This window comes from Catenulispora sp. GP43 (assembly GCF_041260665.1).
In the GTDB taxonomy this organism is placed as follows: Bacteria; Actinomycetota; Actinomycetes; order Streptomycetales; family Catenulisporaceae; genus Catenulispora.
Window position 1 is genome coordinate 364,363 of record NZ_JBGCCT010000006.1, and the last position, 15,957, is coordinate 380,319.

Below are 15,957 nucleotides of genomic sequence, written 5' to 3' on the forward strand. Positions count from 1 at the left end.
TATGAGGGTACTGAAAAGAGCCATACACGATGATTTACTCGGACTTAACGGTTCGGGGGTGGTCTCAGGCTTCTGATACGGCGCGGAAGGGCTCGGTGTTACCGACGGGTTACATCGGCGCGGGGTGTCGGGTCAGGCGCGCATGTCAGGTCAGGCCCCGAGCGGAAGCTCGGCGGCGAGCCAGTCGTGGCTGCGCGGCAGCGACAGGCGCACCGGAGGCCGGCTGGTCGCGGCCTGGATCCACTCCACCGCCGGGATCCGCGCCCGGCCCCGGCCGCCGGCCAGCACGATGAGCGAACCCTGGCCGTCGACGGTGATCGGCGCCGTGCCGGGCCCGGCCGCGGCCCGCTCGGCGACCGCCGCCAGGAAGCCGCTCACCAGATGCGCGGCCCGGGGGTCGGCGTATCCGGGGCGGCCGAGTTCGGCGGCGAGTTCCAGGCCGTAGACCACCGCGGGCACCAGCCGGGTGACCGCGAACTCGGCCAGGTCCAGTCCGCCGGCCACGCCGCCGAGGGCCCGGTCCGGCCCGCCGGATCGCAGGACGGCGGCGGCGACCGCCGTCGCGGCGCGGTGGCCCGCGGCCGCCCGGCCGATGCCGGACTGCATCGCGCGCCCGGCCGCCGAGCGGGCGATCGCCTCGGACGCGGCCCAGTTCCGCACGGTGGCCGGGGAACGGAACCAGTCGACGGCGTCCACCGCCGGGGCGCCGCAGACAGGGCCCTGAGTCACCGCGACGACCTCCTCGGCCGCGGTGGTCAGGCGGGCCAGCAGGACGGCGGTGCGCCAGGGGTCCAGGCCGGCGTGCGGGCCGGAAACGGTCTGGTGGGCCGCCAGGACCGGCTGGAGCAGTTCGTCCAGGGCCGCGTACTGGAACGCCAACGCGTCGCAGACCCCTTCGAAGGTCGGCATCCCGGACCACAGCCACCAGGCGTAGGTCCGGGGCGCGGCGGGCGTCGCGGGCGTGGGGACGGACGGACCGGGCTTGGCGCCCCGGCCCTTCGGATTCTTCGCGGGCACGGCGAATGGCCCTTCTCGATCGGGCTGGTGAGAAGAAAAAGCAGAAAGGGGAAAGAGAATGTGCTTCAGCAGGCTGCGGGGATCAACGGCAACACGACGAGGACCACACCCGACCGAAGTCGATGTGGTCCCGGGAAACCAGCCGGATCAGCTGCACGCTTTCATCAATATCAGCCCACGATGATCCGGTCAATGACGCCTGCTCAGGCGGGGGATCGGAGCCGATGGGACGGTGTCCGAAAGAGTCGGGATACCGATATTCTCTATGTGCTGCCATACCTGTCGCCGAAACACGCAAGAGTTCCAGGCACCGTTCGCGGTGCCTGGAACTCCGAACCCGAACCGTACTCCGAACCCGAACCGCCTATGCCTTGGCGCCCCGGCTCACAAGCCCTTCCTTGACCTTCGCGATCGCGAAACCCCAAGCCTGGTCGACGCTCGTCTTGGGCGGCAGCGCGATCTCCTCGGGGTTGGTGACCACGTCCAGCAGGTACGGCCCCGGAGCGGCCAGGGCGGCGATCACCGCGGCCTCCAACTGCTCGGGGTCGGTGACGCGGGCGGCGGGCAGGCCGGCCGCGCGGGCCAGGCCCGCCAGGTCGGGATTGCTCAGCTCCGTACCGAACTCCGGCAGGCCGCCTTGCTCCTGTTCGAGTTTGACCATGCCCAGCCGGCCGTTGTCGAAGACGATGAGCTTGACCGGCAGGTCGTAGGCGGCGGCGGTGAGCAGTTCACCCAGCAGCATCGTCAGTCCGCCGTCGCCGCAGAAGGCGATGCTCTGGCGGCCGCGGTCGACCGCGGCGGCGCCGAGCGCCTGCGGCATCGCGTTGGCCATCGAGCCGAGGTTGAAGGAACCGAGGAGGCGGCGGGTGCCGCGCATCGTCACGAAGCGGGCCAGCCACACCGTCGACATGCCGGTGTCGGTGGTGAACACCGCGTCGTCGGCGGCGTGCCGGTCGATGAGCGTGGCCAGCACCTCGGGCCGGATCTTGTCCTCGGTGTTGTCGAGCAGCGAGCGCACCTTGCCCACCAGGCTCTTGTCGTGCTCCGGATCGGTCAGGCGGCGCTGGTGTCCCAGCCAGTCCTCGTACTCCGAGCGCGCCCGCTCCAGATGCTTGCGGTCGTCCTTGCGCCGCAACCGGCCCATCAGGGCCGTGGCGCTCAGACCCGCGTCGCCGACGACCCCCACATCGACCGGAGTCCTGCGGCCGATGTGCTCGGCCCGGGTGTCGATCTGCACGGTCGCCGTCCCCGCCGGGAGCCACTCCGGGTAGGGGAAGTCGGTCCCGATCATCAGCAGGGCGTCGGCGGACTTCAGCGCCTCGTGGGTCGCCGGGTTGCCGATCAGCCCGCTCTGGCCGATCTGGAAGGGGTTGTCCGCCTCCAGTCCCTCCTTCGCCTTCAGGGTCAGGACCATGGGGGCCGCCAGATGGTCGGCGAGATCCAGCACCGCCGCCCGGGACTCGCGGGCCCCGGTCCCGACCAGCATGGTGACCTTCCCGGCCTCGTCGAGCAGCTGCGCGGCGCGCGCCATCTGCTCCTCGTCGGGCGCCAGGCGGGCCGGGATCCGCGTGATGTGCACGGCGCTGTCCTTGGCGACCTCGGCGGCTCCGACGTCGCCGGGCAGGGTGAGGACCGCGACGCCGGGTGCGGCGTACGCGGCCTGCACCGCCTGCTCCAGGACGCGCGGCATCTGGGACGCCGCGGTGATGGTGTGCCGGAAGGCCGCCACATCCCGGAACACCTGGTCGTTGTCGACCTCCTGGAAGAAGTCGGCGCCCAGCTCGGCCGTCGGGACCTGCCCGCAGATCGCCAGCACGGGCGCGTGCGACTTCTTCGCGTCGTACAAGCCGTTCAGCAGATGCAGCGAGCCCGGCCCGACGGTGCCCATGCACACGCCCAAGGTCCCGGTGAGCTGGGCCTGAGCCCCTGCGGCGAACGCCGCCGCCTCCTCGTGCCGGGTGCCGATCCACTCGATGCGGTCCTCACGGCGGATCGCGTCGGTCACCGGGTTGAGCGCGTCGCCGACCACACCCCACACGGTCCGGACGCCCAGATCGGCCAGGGCGGTGACGATCTGCTCGGCGACGGTGGTCATTGCTACTCCCTTACTTGTGGGCAGTGGTGGTCGGCGACGCGGGACGGCCTTACCAGCGGCCGTACCAACGGCGACGCCCGCCCGAGCCGGCGGCCTCACCGCGGCTGATGCCGAAGCCGACCAGCCAGGCCAGGAACACGATCGCGGCGATGATCCACAGCACGTGCGCCGCGAAACCGAGGCCACCCAGGACCAGGGCCAGCAGCAGGACCAAAAGAATGACACCCATGACGAATCTCCCTTTTCCGCGGGCTGTGCCGGCGTCTTTCGCGGCTGCCAGCCCGGAACGTCGTCTGAAGCGTCCCTTCTGGCCACCCGGAACGAGATGAAACAAAACCCGGCCGAAGTTCCCCGGATTTTTTCTTCCGTCGCAGGTCAGGCCGAGGTCTCCGTTTGACATGGGGTTCGCTGGGCAGCCGGAACCCCAGCTTCGAACGTCCGGGCGGGCCGTCGCGCCCGCCGACTTCCCCGGGAGATCACCAGTGACAGTGACACCGCTTCGCGTACTCGACGAGGACCCGACGCGCCGCCTCGAATGGCAGGAGCAGGCCGCGTGCCGGGACTACGACAGCCGCCTGTTCTTCGAACCGGACCATGAACGGCCCCACGCCCGCATCCGCCGCGAGCAGGAGGCGAAGAAGATCTGCGCGGCCTGCCCGGTGCAGGCCGAATGCCTGCGCTTCGCCGAATCCGGCTCGGGGGAGTTCGGCGTGTGGGGCGGCACCACACAGCGGGAGCGGGTCAGCGCCCGCAGGCGCCGGCGCCGGAACGGGGCGCCGCCTCCGGGCCGGGCCAAGGGCGTCCGGCGGCGGTGACGGCCCGCTCGGCGCCGGCTCGTCCACCTCGCTGAAGCGGGGTTTCACACACAGCGGCCGCGGACACAAGGGCGCGGCCGGGTGATCACGTACGTTCAGATGGAAGGTGGATGTGTCCATGCGAATCCGTTGGTCGGCCGTCGGAGTGCCCGCGGTATTGCTCCTCATCACCGCGGGCGCGATATGGGCCGCGGCGGCGAGTTCGCTGTGGTGGCTGTTCGCCGTCGGGGTGTTCGGCGCGCTCGCGGTGGTGGCCGTCTATGACGTCGTGCAGCGGCGTCACTCCGTGCTGCGGAACTTCCCGGTGCTCGGTCATCTGCGCTATCTCCTGGAGACCATCCGGCCGGAGATGCAGCAGTATTTCATCGAGCGGGACTACGACGGCCGACCGTTCGATCGCGATACCCGTACCGTCGTTTATGAGCAGGCCAAAGGCATTCACGAGGAGACGTCGTTCGGTACCGAACTGGACGTGATGGCCCCGGGCTATGAGTTCGTCGAACAGGCCACCGTGCCCCTTGTCCCGCCGAAGGATCCGCCGCGGGTCCGCGTGGGCGGTCCGGACTGCACCCAGCCGTACGACATGGCCTTGCTGAACATCTCGGCGATGAGCTTCGGCTCGTTGAGCGCGAACGCGATCCGCGCGATGAACGCCGGCGCCGCGGCCGGCGGATTCGCACAGGACACCGGCGAGGGCGGGTTGACCCCGTACCACCTCGAGGGCGGCGCCGATCTGGTCTGGGAGATCGGCAGCGGCTATTTCAGCGTCCGTACTCGCGACGGTGACTTCGACGAGGCGCAGTTCCACGACAAGGTGGCCCATCCGCACGTCAAGGCCGCCGAACTGAAACTCAGCCAGGGCGCCAAGCCGGGACTCGGCGGCGTGCTGCCGGCGGCCAAGGTGACCGCGGAGATCGCGCGCTTCCGGGAGGTCCCGGAGGGGGAGAAGTGCATCAGCCCGCCGGCGCACCGGGTGTTCCAGACGCCCCGTGAACTTGTCCTGTTCCTGGCGCGGATGCGGGAACTGGCGCAGGGCAAGCCGGTGGGATTCAAGTTGTGCGTGGGGCGCCGCAGCGAGTTCCTGGCGATCTGCAAGGCGATGGTCGCCGAGGGGATCACCCCGGACTTCATCGTCGTCGACGGCTCCGAGGGCGGGACCGGCGCCGCCCCGCTGGAATTCCAGGACAGCTTCGGCAAGTCCCTGACCGACGGGCTCCACACCGTGCACAACGCCCTGGTCGGCACCGGGCTGCGGGACCGGATCCGGATCGGTGCCGGCGGCAAGGTCGCCACCGGCATGGACATCGTCAAGCGCCTCGCGCAGGGCGCCGACTACCTGAACTCGGCCCGGGCGATGATGATGGCCGCCGGCTGCATCCAGGCCCGGATGTGCCACACCAACCACTGCCCGGTCGGCGTGGCCACCCAGGATCCGGCGCGCGCCAGGGCGCTCGACGTCGCCGACAAGGCCGAGCGGGTCCGCCGCTACCAGCAGAACACCGTCGCCGAGGCGCAGCAGATCATCGCGGCGATGGGGTTGAAGGAGCCGCGCGAGCTGCGTCCGGAGCATCTGCTGCGGCGTATCGACCAGAACACGGTGCGGACGTACGGTGAGATGTATCAGTGGCTTGAGCCCGGGGAACTGCTGGCCGAGGCGCCGCAGGAGTGGGCCGCGGACTGGCGTGCGGCGGACGCCGACCGGTTCGCCGGTGCCGCCGCGCGCTGAGTCAGAGATCTGAGTCAGAGATCTGAGTCAAGGGGCTGAGTCCGCCTCGGCCAGCCGATCGCGGTCGGCCGAGGCCTCCAGCGCACGTATCCGTTCTGCCTCCGCCCACACCGCGCGCTCCCGCTCGGCGAACGCCCGCAGATTGTCGTGGCGGTCGCGGACGCGGGTCAGCGCCTGCTGCGAGGCGGCCAGTTCGTGGTAGCTCTCGGTGAGCCGGTCGGCGTCCTGCCCGGCCTCGGCCGAGCGGTAGGCCTGGCAGGCGAGGTCGCGCATGTGGGTGCACACGCGGCGGGCCGTGGCGGCCTGCTCTTCGGCTTCCTGCAGGCCGGCCATCCACGCGGCCCCGACGACCTCCTCGGCGGCGCGGATCACGTCGTGTTCGGAGATCTGCGCGACCAGGCGCGAGTAAGCGGCCTGCTTTCTCCGGGACTTCCAAGGGCTCATGCCTACTCCTGATCGTCGCTTGATCGTCGCTGCGGCGGGCGCCGGGTACCCAGCGTGCGCCGCGCTAACCGACGACATTCCTGACCTGGCGGTCCGGGGCGCCGGCGGCGGGTTGCGGCATCATCGGCGTCCACTAGCTTGATCAAGGTAAGCGGCGTTTCACGCTGTGCTGCCGGTGTGCCCGGCAGTGCGAGGAACGTCGTGAGCCGGCCGACACAGCGCGGGCGGATCACCCGAACGGCCGCGCGTGGTCGGAGGTGTCGGATGGCGGAGCAGCAGTCGGACTGGCGTACCCGTTGGCGAGCGCGCTGGCGCCACAGCGTCCTGGGCCGGGTCCTGCGCGGCTACACCGAGGTGGAGCTGATGCGGCGGGCGATGGCGTTCGCGACGCTCGGCCTGGTGACGTTGATCCCGCTGCTCATCCTGGTGGCCGCGGTCGACCCGTTCTCCCCGAGGGGGTTCGGCCAGTGGATCGCCGACGGCATGGGCCTGCCGGAGAACACGGCCGCGCCGCTGGTCCGGGTGTTCCGGACGCCGCACGGGATCGCCAAGCAGACCGGCATCCTCAGCCTGACGCTTCTGGTGGTGTTCGGTCTGACGTTCGTGGCTGAGGTCCAGGTCGGCTACGAGAAGATCTGGCGGCTCCCGGCCCGGTCCCTGCTGCGGTTCTGGCGCCGGTCCTGGCGTCTGGTGGTGTGGCTCGCGGCCCTGACCGGCTACACGTCGTTCGAGGTGGCCAGCGGCAGACTGTTGCCGCACGGGGCGTTCGCGTCGGGGGTGCGGATCTTCATCTTCGTAACGGCCGGACTCCTGTTCTTCTGGTGGGGGCAGTACTTCCTGCTCGCCGGCCGGGTCCAGTGGAGCGTCCTGCTGCCGGGCGCGATCGCGACCGTCGCGGGCCTGAGCGGCCTGCGGGCCTTCTCCAGCCTGGTGTTCCAGCCGATGATCGCCTCCGGCGCGGAGGCCGACGGCGCGGTCGGCGTCGTGCTGGTGGTGGTGTCCTGGCTGATCGGTGTGGGGTTCGTCATCTACGGCGGATCGCTGGCCGGACGGTGTTATCACGAGCATCGCTGCGCGCGCGGCTGAGGCCGCCGCCGTTGTTTGGATGGTCCGCAGCGCGGTATCCGGGCGGGCGGCGGAGAGGAGCAGCTGATGGACGTGGAAGGGCGCTACGTTCTTGGTCGACTCATCGGGGAGGGGGCGACTGCGTGCGTTTATGTAGCCGATGACACCGTGTTGCGGCGCGAGGTGGCCGTGAAGGTGTTCCGCGACATCGACATCGGCGGCAGCACGTCGGAGCGGATCGACGAGGAAGCCCGGATCCTGGCCCGGCTGGCGCATCCGCATCTGCTGCCCGTGTACGACTCCGGGCGCGGCGCCGACGGCCGCCGCTTCATCGTGATGCCGCTCGTGCGCGGGACGACGCTGGCCAAGCTGCTGGCCGACGGGCCGCTCGACCCGCGCGAGGTGAAGCGGATCGGCCGGGCGCTGGCCGGTGCCCTGGCCCACATCCACGCGCAGGGCATCGTGCACCGCGACGTCAAGCCCAGCAACGTGCTCCTGGCCGACGACGGGACGCCCTACCTCGCCGACTTCGGGTTCGCGCGCGCCGCCGACGGCCCGGCCCTGACCGCCACCGACTGCATCGTCGGCACGGCCGGCTACCTCGCGCCCGAGCAGGCCGAGGGGCTGCCGCTGACGCCGGCGGTGGACGTCTACGCCCTGGGCCTGGTGCTGCTGGAGGCGCTGACCGGGGAGCGCGAGTACCACGGCACGCCGCTGGAACGCGCCACCGCCAACGCCTTGCGGCCGCCGCGCATCCCCTCGCGGCTGGGCCCGGGCTGGCTGAACGTGCTGCGGGCGATGACGGCCAGGGTCCCCTCGGCGCGTCCGTCCGACGATGAAGTCAGAGCTCTGATGGATGTCGGCGAGGACGAGCTTCCCGGCTTCACACCGTTCGACGGGACCATGGAGCTGGCCGCCGCCCCCGCCCCCGCCCTTGCCCTAGCCCCCGCCATCTCTGCCGGTGCCGCTGTTGGAGCTGGAGCCGGAGCCGGAGTCGGATCTCGGCGGACCCGCCGCAGTCTGGCCGTCCTCGGCGCGGCCGCCTTCACCGCTGCCGCCGTCGTGGGTGTGGGCGCCGACTGGCTCTCCGCGGGAGCGTCGGCCGACACCACCAGTCCCAGCTCGACGACTCCGGGCGCCGGAGCGGCCGGACCGCAGCAGAACCCTGCCCCGGCTGTGGTCCCGGCCGCCGCCCCGACGACGCTTCCCGCCAGCACCACCTCATCGCCCCCGTCGCAGAAGCCTGCGACCCGGACCAAGCCCCCGGTGTCGTCGCCGGCGCAGGCACCGGCGCAGGCACCGGCACCGGGCCCGGCGAAGTGCCAGCCGGGGAACCCGCACGGCAAGCACAAATGCCCGGGAAACGAGAAGGGCGACGGGGACTGAGAGCCCCCCTTCACCGCGACGGTCAGGACGTAGTCGACCAACAGCCCGGCCGCCGCGAACAGCCCCGGGATCCGGCCCAGGTTGCCGCCGGCCACGATGTAGGACCCGCCGCCGTTGGGGTAGGCGCGGATCGTCTGGCGGTACGAGACGCCGACGGCGAGCATCAGCACGGCGATCACGCCGGCGATCGGCAGCGCGTTCCGCAGCCCGGCGGTGCCGGCCAGGACGAGGATCGCCAGCATGTGCACGGCCACCGGCACGAAGCGGCCGAAGCGCGTTGGCCGGCCGCACAGCCGATGGTTAGGCGTCCAGCGAGGGATCGACGGGCAGCGCTTCGTGCCAGGTCCGGGGATCGTCGATGCCGTCGCCCCACTGTCGCCCGACCTCACTCAGCGCCGCCCGCTGCTCCGGTTCGAGATCGGGCAACTGCTCGGAGGGGCTCGGCATGCTCGGACACCGGGTGTCTGCCGCTTCGGACGCAACCATGCCCGGCCTTATGAGCTCGACAGCCCTCTGTCGAACCAACGAGTCGCGATCTCTTGACCTGTCGGTAGCCTCTCTGTAACTTTCCCATGGCACGACGCAAGAAGGCGTCAGAGTCATGAAAAGATCGAATTCTCGGTCGGTAAATGTCTCGCAGGACTCTGACGTGTCCCCCTTCCCGCCCCACGAACCGAGGAAGTCGATGCGTCACGGAATACTCACGGCCGGCTCGCCGGCCCCGGCCCGACGATGGCGCCGCGGCGCGATCGGCCTGGTCCTGGCGGCCATGCTGGCCGCGCTGCTGCCCATGCTGCCGCTGATTCCCTTGACTACGGCACAGGCCACGGCACAGGCCGCGGGCAGCAACCTCGCGCTGGGCAAGGCGGTCTCCGTCTCCAGCTCGAACTCGCCCTACGTCGGGTCGAACCTGAACGACGGCGATCAGAACTCGTACTGGGAGAGCGCCAACGGCTCGTTCCCGCAGTGGGCGCAGATCGACCTGGGGGCCGCGACGTCGGTGAACCAGGTCGTGCTGAAGCTTCCGGCTTCCTGGGGTGCGCGCAGCGAAACCCTGTCGGTACAGGGCAGCACCGACAACTCCACGTTCTCCACGATCGTCGCCTCGACCGGGTACACCTTCGACCCGTCGGCGAACAGCAATACCGTGACGATCAGCTTCGGCGCGACCAGCACCCGGTACGTGCGGGTCAACATCACCGCGAACACCGGCTGGAGCGCCGGACAGCTGTCGGAGTTCGAGGTCTACGGCGCCGCCGTGTCCTCGAACAACCTGGCGTCCGGCAAGACGATGTCGGCCAGCGGCTACAGCCAGAACTACGTTCCGGCCAACGCCAACGACGGCAACGCCTCCACCTACTGGGAGAGCACCGACAACGCCCTGCCGCAGTGGCTGCAGGTCGACCTCGGCGCCTCGGTGTCGGTCAACCAGGTGGTGCTCAAGCTGCCGCCGTCCACCTCGTGGGGCGCGCGGACCCAGACGCTGGCCGTGCAGGGCAGCACTGACGGGTCCAGCTTCAGCGACATCGTCGCCTCGGCCGGGTACACGTTCGACCCGAACGCGAACAACAACACCGTGACGATCAACTTCAACACGACCACCACGCGGTACGTGCGGCTGAACATCACCGCGAACACCGGGTGGCCGGCCGGCCAGATCGGCGAGTTCGAGGTCTACGGCCCCTCCGGCGGCGACACCACGCCGCCGAGCGCGCCGACGAACCTGGCCTACACCCAGAACTCCTCCGGCGCGGTCACCCTGACCTGGGGTGCGAGCACCGACAACGTGGCCGTCACCGGCTACGACGTGTATGCCAACAACGCGCTGCTGACCTCGGTCCCGGCCACCGCGCTGACGTACACCGACAACCCGCCGGCCACCGAGACCGTCACCTACTTCGTGCGCGCGCACGACGCGGCGGGCAACCAGTCGGCGAACAGCAACAGCGTGACCCGCACCGGCGCCTCCGGCGGCGACACCCAGCCACCCACCGCGCCGACCAACCTCGCCTACACCCAGCCGGCCTCCGGCCAGGTGAAGCTGACCTGGGCGGCCAGCACCGACAACGTCGGCGTGACCGGCTATGACGTCTTCCGCAACAACGCGAAGGTCGCCACGGTCTCCGGCAGCACCCTGACGTACACCGACTCGGTCGCGGACTCCCTGACCGTGTCCTACTACGTCGAGGCGCACGACGCGGCCGGCAACGAGTCCACGGCGTCCAACACCGTGACCCGCACCGGCTCCGGCGGCAACCAGACCAACCTCGGGCTGAACAAGCCGATCGACGGCTCGGCGTACACCTTCACCTACGCCCCGGCGAACGCCGACGACGGTGATATGACCACGTACTTCGAGGGCTCGTCCTACCCCTCGACGCTGACCGAGCACCTGGGCGCCAACGCCGACATCACCTCGGTCGTGGTGAAGCTGAACCCGGCCGCGGCCTGGTCGGCCCGCACCCAGACCATCGCGGTCCTGGGCCGGGAGCAGAGCGCGACCACCTTCAGCACCATCGTGGCCGCGCAGAGCTACTCCTTCGACCCGAGCAGCAACCAGAACACCGTCACCATCCCGGTCAGCGCGCGCGTCGCCGACGTCGAGCTGTCCATCACCAGCAACAGCGGCGCCCCCGGCGGGCAGGTCGCGGAGTTCCAGGTCTTCGGCACCCCGGCGCCGAACCCGGACCTGACGCCGACCAGCTCCTCCTGGACCCCGTCCGCGCCGGTGGAGACCGACAACGTCACCGCCTCGGCGGTCATCAGCAACGCCGGCACCGCGGCCTCGGTCGCCACCGACGTCAACTTCTACCTGGGCACCAACAAGGTCGGCTCGACGACCGTCGGCGCGCTCGCGCCCGGCGCCACGCAGACCGTCTCGGCGCCGATCGGCACCCTGACCGCCGGCACCTACCAGCTCACCACCAAGGTCGACGAGTCGAAGAAGAACTTCGAGACGCAGGCCAACCAGAGCTACACCAACCCGACGAACCTGGTCGTCGCCCCGGTGCAGTCCGCCGACCTGGTCGGCACGCTGTCCTGGACGCCGCCGAACCCGTCGAACGGCAACACGGTGACGTTCACCGCCTCGGTGAAGAACCAGGGCACGATCGCCACCACCAGCGGCTCGCACGGCATCACGGTCACCCTGCTGGACCAGAACAACTCGACCGTGGCCACCCTGACCGGCTCGATCAGCGGCACGATCGCCGCCGGCGCCACCGCGGCCCCGGTGACCCTGGGCACGTGGAACGCCGTCAACGGCAAGTACACCGCGCACATGGTGATCGCGACCGACCCGAACGAACTGCCGATCAAGGTCCCGCACCTGACCACCGACACCCCGCTGTTCGTGGGTCAGGGTGCGAACATGCCCTACGACAGCTACAAGAGCACCGACGGCACCCTGGGCGGCTCGGCGGCGATCGTCGGCCCGAACCGCACCATCGGCGACATCGCCGGTGAGGCGACCCAGCGCAAGGCCGTGACGCTGGACAACACCGGCGACTCGGTCAGCTGGACCTCGCGGGAGTCGACGAACACGTTCGTCCTGCGCTACTCACTCCCGGACGCCTCGGGCGGCGGCGGCATCAACGCCACCCTCGACCTGTACGCGAACGGCACGCTGGTCCAGCCGCTGAACCTGACCTCGCACTACGCGTGGCTCTACGGCGCCGAGACCGGCCCCGGCGACTCCCCGAGCGCCGGCTCGCCGCGGCACATCTACGACGAGTCCAGCTTCCTGCTGGCCAACTCGTACCCGACGGGCACCGTGTTCACGTTGAAGAAGGACAGCGGGAACACCTCGCAGTACGCGATCGACTTCATGAACCTGGAGCAGACCGCGCCCACCGCGAACCCGGACCCGGCCCACCTGCTCGTCCCGGCCGGCTTCGCCCAGCAGGACGTGCAGAACGCCATCGACACCGTCCGCCAGGACACGACGGGCAAGTACACCGGCGTCTACCTGCCGGCCGGCCAGTACGCGCTGACCGGGCGCTTCACCGTCTACGGCAAGGCGATCAAGATCGTCGGCGCCGGCGTGTGGTACACCCAGTTCGTCGCCCCGCAGGGCCAGACGAACACGGACACCGGCTGGGACGTGCAGTCCACCGCCAGCGGTTCGTCGTTCAGCGGCTTCGCGTGGTTCGGCAACTACACCACCCGCGTGGACGGCCCGGGCCACACCTTCCAGCTCACCAGCGTGTCGAACATCTCGATCGACAACATCTGGATCGAGCACAACGTGGTGGGCGTCTGGGGCCTGACGGCCGTGCAGAACAGCTCGTTCACCAACATGCGCATCCGCGACACCCTCGCGGACGGCATCAACCTCACCAACGGCAGCCAGAACAACCTCATCTCCAACGACGAGGCCCGCACCACCGGCGACGACAGCTTCGCACTGTTCGCCGCCCAGGACAGCTGCAGCGGCTGCAAGGAGATCAACAACACCATCCAGAACGTGACAGCCATCGCCCCCTGGCGGGCGGCGGGCGTCGCGATCTACGGCGGCGGTGCCAACACGGTCCAGAACTTCAACGTCTCGGACACGCTGTGCTACCCCGGCCTGACGATCAGCTCGCTGAACTTCGGGTTCCCCTTCGAAGGATTCGAAGCCGCCCCGCAGACCACCACGATCCAGAACTTCTCCCTGGCTCGAGACGGTGGCCACTTCTGGGGCAACCAGGCGTTCGGAGCGATCTGGGCGTTCTCGGCGACGAACCCCTTCCAGGGGATCAGGGTGAGCGGCGGGTCGATCACCGATCCGACGTACACCGGGATCATGTTCCAGACGGACTACGTGAACAACACAGCGCAGTACCCGTTCACGGACACCACGTTCTCGAACATGACGATCAGCGGCGCCCACGCCAACAACGACGGGTTCGGCAACGGCAAGTCCGGGTTCGGCATCTGGGCGAACCCGCTGCCGGAGTCGGGGCAGGGGCCGGCCGTCGGGACGGTCACGTTCAGCGGTCTGACGGAGAGCAACAACGACGTCAACATCCAGAACACGACCAGCACGATGACGATCAACGTGAATCCGTAAGCGCTAGGCGCTAGGCGCTAGGCGATAGGCGATAGGCGATAGGCCGATCGGGCCGCCTCCCTGCGGGGAGGCGGCCCGATCGGTGTTCGGATGTCGCTGTCAGCCTTCGATGACGACCGCCGTCACCACCAACCCGTCCCCGACCGCGAAGCGCCCGCTCAGCCGCCGCAGCTCCACGCCGCCGACGACGAGCCCGGGCTGGTGCAGCTCGGCCTCGAAGGCCCGGGCCCGCGGGTCGAAGTGCAGGGTCGCGTCCTGGAAGTCGAGCCAGCGGCGGGCCAGCGGGTACCAGGCCTTGTAGACCGACTCCTTCGCACTGAAGAGGACCTTGTCCCAGTGCGTCGCAGGGTACTGCGAGGCCAGGTCCGCGAGCACCGGGATCTCCTCCGGGCGGGCGATCAGCTTCAGCGTGCCGGCCGGGAGTTCCTCGTGCGGTTCGGCGTCTATGCCCAGGCCGGTTATGGCCGTGGCGGGTGCCACCGCCGCGGCGCGGTAGCCGTCGCAGTGGGTCAGGGCGCCGACGATGCCGTCCGGCCACAGGGGCTCGTTCTTCGGGCCGCGCAGGATCGGGGCCGCTTCGTGGCCCAGGTCGGCCAGGGCTTTGCGGGCGCACCAGCGGGCCGTGGCGAACTCCCGGCGGCGCTTCTCGACGGCCCGGGCGACCAGTTCGGCCTCCTCCGGGAACAGGTCGTCGATGTCGGTGCGGGTCTCCACCGACACCACAGAGGCCGGCAGGATCTCCTCGATCACGATCCCGCCGCCTCTCCTGAGGTCGACGGCGCGGTCGGCTGGGGCGGCGGGGTCGGCAGGATCTGGCGCAGCGGGTCGACCGGCGGGCGCTGGCTCCACTCGCGCGGGTAGCCCAGGGAGACCTCGGTGAAGCGCACGTTGTCATAGACCGTGCGGCGCGGGATGTGCAGGTGCCCGTAGACCATGTCCGTGGCGTTGAACCGCTTGTGCCAGTCGGCGGTGGCCTCGGTGCCGCACCACTGCGCGAACTCGGGGTATCGCAGGATCCTGGTGGGCGTGCGGACCAGCGGGTAGTGGTTCACCAGGACGGTCGGTACCGCGGGGTCCAGATCGGCGAGCCGGTGCTCGGTGTACGCCACGCGCGTGCGGCACCAGTCCTCGCGGCTCGGATACGGGTCCGGGTGCAGGAGGTACTGGTCGGTGCAGACGATGCCGGCGGCCTCGGCGATGGCCAGGCCCTCGGCCGTGTCGCGGGCGCCGGGGGGCATGAAGGTGTAGTCGTAGAGCACGAACAGCGGGGCGATCACCGCCGGCCCGCCCTCGCCGGTCCAGACCGGGTACCCGTCCTCGGGGGTCACGACGCCCAGCGCCCGGCAGCGTTCGACCAGGCCCAGGTAGCGGTGCTCGCCGCGCAGCGTGACCGGGTCCTTCGGGTGGGTCCACAGCTCGTGGTTGCCCGGCGTCCAGATCACCTTGGCGAACCGGCCCGCCAGCAGTTCCAGCGCCGCGACGACGTCCTCGAACATCTCGCCGACATCGCCGGCGACCAGCAGCCAGTCGTCCCGGTGCACAGGCCGCAGCCGTTCCACGATTGCCCGATTGTCGGGGTGCGCGACATGGAGATCGCTCACCGCCCAGACACGCGCGCCATCCATTGCCGGAATAGCCGTCGGGTCGTGGGATTCCGTTTCTACCGCACGCATTCGGTCTCCGGCGAATAGGCGAGGAATGGAGAATGCTCGGCTGCGCGGATCGCGGAGCGTGACACGGCAGCGCTACCACTGTCGCATCCGCGAGCCCCTGTGCGCATGTCCGGCGCTGCGAGATAGGGGTTCGCGTCGGGGTCGCCGAAGGCCTCCACCGGCCCCCTCAGGGCTCTGGGGTGCCCCTAAGGGGCTGGTCCAGGCCTTGGTGTGGCGGCTAGACATGGGCTGGAGGACGCGTGAGAGCCCGGGAGGCGGCGATGGCGGCGACGGCTGCGACGGCGAAGAGCGAGCACGCGATGCGGCCGCGTCCCGGCAGGACGCGGCCGCGTGGTCGCCATGCGAACCCGACGCGGCCGACCAGGGCCGACGCCGGTCTTCGCAGCCTGCTACACCTGCTCCCGGATCCGGGACAGGGTCTTCCACAGCACCTCGGGCGTCTCGAACGTGGCCAGCGACAGGGCCTCGTCCTGGAACCGGACGTCGTAAGAGGCCTCCAGCGCGGACAGCAGCTCCACCGTCGCCAGCGAGTCCAGGCCGAAATCCCGCAGCGGGGTGTCGGCGGCCAGTTCCTCGTCGGCGGGCAGATATGGCAGATAGCGGCGTACGGATTCTTCGAATCGCTCATCCCACATGGCGATGACTTTACCGACGGCATCCTTTCCGGTCGATGAAAGCGAACC

General features: G+C 70.0%; 13 protein-coding genes. 5 read left to right on the forward strand and 8 right to left on the reverse strand.

Going from position 1 to position 15,957, the window contains the following annotated elements:
- Positions 1-150 precede the first annotated feature (150 nt).
- The 3 genes from ABH926_RS15760 to ABH926_RS15770 form a co-directional block, all read right to left on the reverse strand.
- On the reverse strand, positions 151-1,017 hold the full coding sequence (locus ABH926_RS15760; RefSeq protein WP_370366301.1) for a hypothetical protein: 867 nt from the start codon (positions 1,015-1,017) through the stop codon (positions 151-153).
- A 364-nt stretch (positions 1,018-1,381) separates the two neighbouring features.
- Positions 1,382-3,112 carry a thiamine pyrophosphate-dependent enzyme gene (locus tag ABH926_RS15765; RefSeq protein ID WP_370366303.1) on the reverse strand — a complete coding sequence of 577 codons (1,731 nt, stop codon included), beginning with the start codon at positions 3,110-3,112 and terminating at the stop codon, positions 1,382-1,384.
- Between the two features lie 49 nt (positions 3,113-3,161).
- Positions 3,162-3,341 carry a hydrophobic protein gene (locus ABH926_RS15770; RefSeq protein ID WP_370366305.1) on the reverse strand — a complete coding sequence of 60 codons (180 nt, stop codon included), beginning with the start codon at positions 3,339-3,341 and terminating at the stop codon, positions 3,162-3,164.
- Positions 3,342-3,594: 253 nt separating this feature from the next.
- Here ABH926_RS15770 and ABH926_RS15775 point away from each other — a divergent pair, with 253 nt between their 5' ends.
- Both ABH926_RS15775 and ABH926_RS15780 read left to right on the forward strand, forming a co-directional pair.
- Positions 3,595-3,927, forward strand: coding sequence for a WhiB family transcriptional regulator (locus tag ABH926_RS15775; RefSeq protein WP_370366306.1), 333 nt, complete (start codon positions 3,595-3,597; stop codon positions 3,925-3,927).
- Between the two features lie 118 nt (positions 3,928-4,045).
- Positions 4,046-5,653 carry an FMN-binding glutamate synthase family protein gene (locus ABH926_RS15780; protein ID WP_370366307.1) on the forward strand — a complete coding sequence of 536 codons (1,608 nt, stop codon included), beginning with the start codon at positions 4,046-4,048 and terminating at the stop codon, positions 5,651-5,653.
- 27 nt (positions 5,654-5,680) lie between these two features.
- Here the strand turns inward: ABH926_RS15780 and ABH926_RS15785 are convergent, their stop codons facing one another.
- Positions 5,681-6,097, reverse strand: coding sequence for a hypothetical protein (locus tag ABH926_RS15785; RefSeq protein ID WP_370366308.1), 417 nt, complete (start codon positions 6,095-6,097; stop codon positions 5,681-5,683).
- Positions 6,098-6,361: 264 nt separating this feature from the next.
- Here ABH926_RS15785 and ABH926_RS15790 point away from each other — a divergent pair, with 264 nt between their 5' ends.
- Positions 6,362-7,183, forward strand: a complete 822-nt coding sequence (locus ABH926_RS15790; protein WP_370366309.1) for a ribonuclease BN — start codon at positions 6,362-6,364, stop codon at positions 7,181-7,183.
- Positions 7,184-7,249: 66 nt separating this feature from the next.
- Positions 7,250-8,548: a serine/threonine-protein kinase gene (locus tag ABH926_RS15795; RefSeq protein WP_370366310.1), complete on the forward strand. Its 1,299-nt coding sequence runs from the start codon at positions 7,250-7,252 to the stop codon at positions 8,546-8,548.
- A gap of 300 nt (positions 8,549-8,848) precedes the next feature.
- On the opposite strand, the gene ABH926_RS15800 is transcribed toward ABH926_RS15795, so the two are convergent.
- Positions 8,849-8,995 carry a hypothetical protein gene (locus tag ABH926_RS15800; RefSeq protein ID WP_370366311.1) on the reverse strand — a complete coding sequence of 49 codons (147 nt, stop codon included), beginning with the start codon at positions 8,993-8,995 and terminating at the stop codon, positions 8,849-8,851.
- 238 nt (positions 8,996-9,233) lie between these two features.
- Here ABH926_RS15800 and ABH926_RS15805 point away from each other — a divergent pair, with 238 nt between their 5' ends.
- Positions 9,234-13,601: a discoidin domain-containing protein gene (locus ABH926_RS15805; RefSeq protein ID WP_370366312.1), complete on the forward strand. Its 4,368-nt coding sequence runs from the start codon at positions 9,234-9,236 to the stop codon at positions 13,599-13,601.
- Positions 13,602-13,700: 99 nt separating this feature from the next.
- Here ABH926_RS15805 and ABH926_RS15810 read toward each other — a convergent pair whose 3' ends face one another.
- The 3 genes from ABH926_RS15810 to ABH926_RS15820 all read right to left on the reverse strand — a co-directional run bounded on the left by ABH926_RS15810 (position 13,701) and on the right by ABH926_RS15820 (position 15,909).
- Positions 13,701-14,351, reverse strand: coding sequence for a 4'-phosphopantetheinyl transferase (locus ABH926_RS15810; protein ID WP_370366313.1), 651 nt, complete (start codon positions 14,349-14,351; stop codon positions 13,701-13,703).
- Positions 14,348-15,226 (reverse strand): metallophosphoesterase, encoded by an 879-nt coding sequence (locus ABH926_RS15815; protein ID WP_370366314.1) that lies wholly within the window; start codon positions 15,224-15,226, stop codon positions 14,348-14,350. The genes ABH926_RS15810 and ABH926_RS15815 overlap by 4 nt, the downstream gene beginning before the upstream one ends.
- 437 nt (positions 15,227-15,663) lie before the next feature.
- Positions 15,664-15,909, reverse strand: a complete 246-nt coding sequence (locus tag ABH926_RS15820; RefSeq protein WP_370342646.1) for a phosphopantetheine-binding protein — start codon at positions 15,907-15,909, stop codon at positions 15,664-15,666.
- Between the last annotated feature and the right edge of the window lie 48 nt (positions 15,910-15,957).

Bases quoted from the DNA above. Each gene is read 5' to 3' on its own strand.
- ABH926_RS15790 (WP_370366309.1), top strand. From the start codon at position 6,362: ATGGCGGAGCAGCAGTCGGACTGGCGTACCCGTTGGCGAGCGCGCTGG.
- ABH926_RS15780 (WP_370366307.1), top strand. From the start codon at position 4,046: ATGCGAATCCGTTGGTCGGCCGTCGGAGTGCCCGCGGTATTGCTCCTC.
- ABH926_RS15785 (WP_370366308.1), bottom strand. From the start codon at position 6,097: ATGAGCCCTTGGAAGTCCCGGAGAAAGCAGGCCGCTTACTCGCGCCTG.
- ABH926_RS15815 (WP_370366314.1), bottom strand. From the start codon at position 15,226: ATGGATGGCGCGCGTGTCTGGGCGGTGAGCGATCTCCATGTCGCGCAC.
- ABH926_RS15800 (WP_370366311.1), bottom strand. From the start codon at position 8,995: ATGCCGAGCCCCTCCGAGCAGTTGCCCGATCTCGAACCGGAGCAGCGG.
- ABH926_RS15820 (WP_370342646.1), bottom strand. From the start codon at position 15,909: ATGTGGGATGAGCGATTCGAAGAATCCGTACGCCGCTATCTGCCATAT.
- ABH926_RS15765 (WP_370366303.1), bottom strand. From the start codon at position 3,112: ATGACCACCGTCGCCGAGCAGATCGTCACCGCCCTGGCCGATCTGGGC.
- ABH926_RS15795 (WP_370366310.1), top strand. From the start codon at position 7,250: ATGGACGTGGAAGGGCGCTACGTTCTTGGTCGACTCATCGGGGAGGGG.
- ABH926_RS15770 (WP_370366305.1), bottom strand. From the start codon at position 3,341: ATGGGTGTCATTCTTTTGGTCCTGCTGCTGGCCCTGGTCCTGGGTGGC.
- ABH926_RS15805 (WP_370366312.1), top strand. From the start codon at position 9,234: ATGCGTCACGGAATACTCACGGCCGGCTCGCCGGCCCCGGCCCGACGA.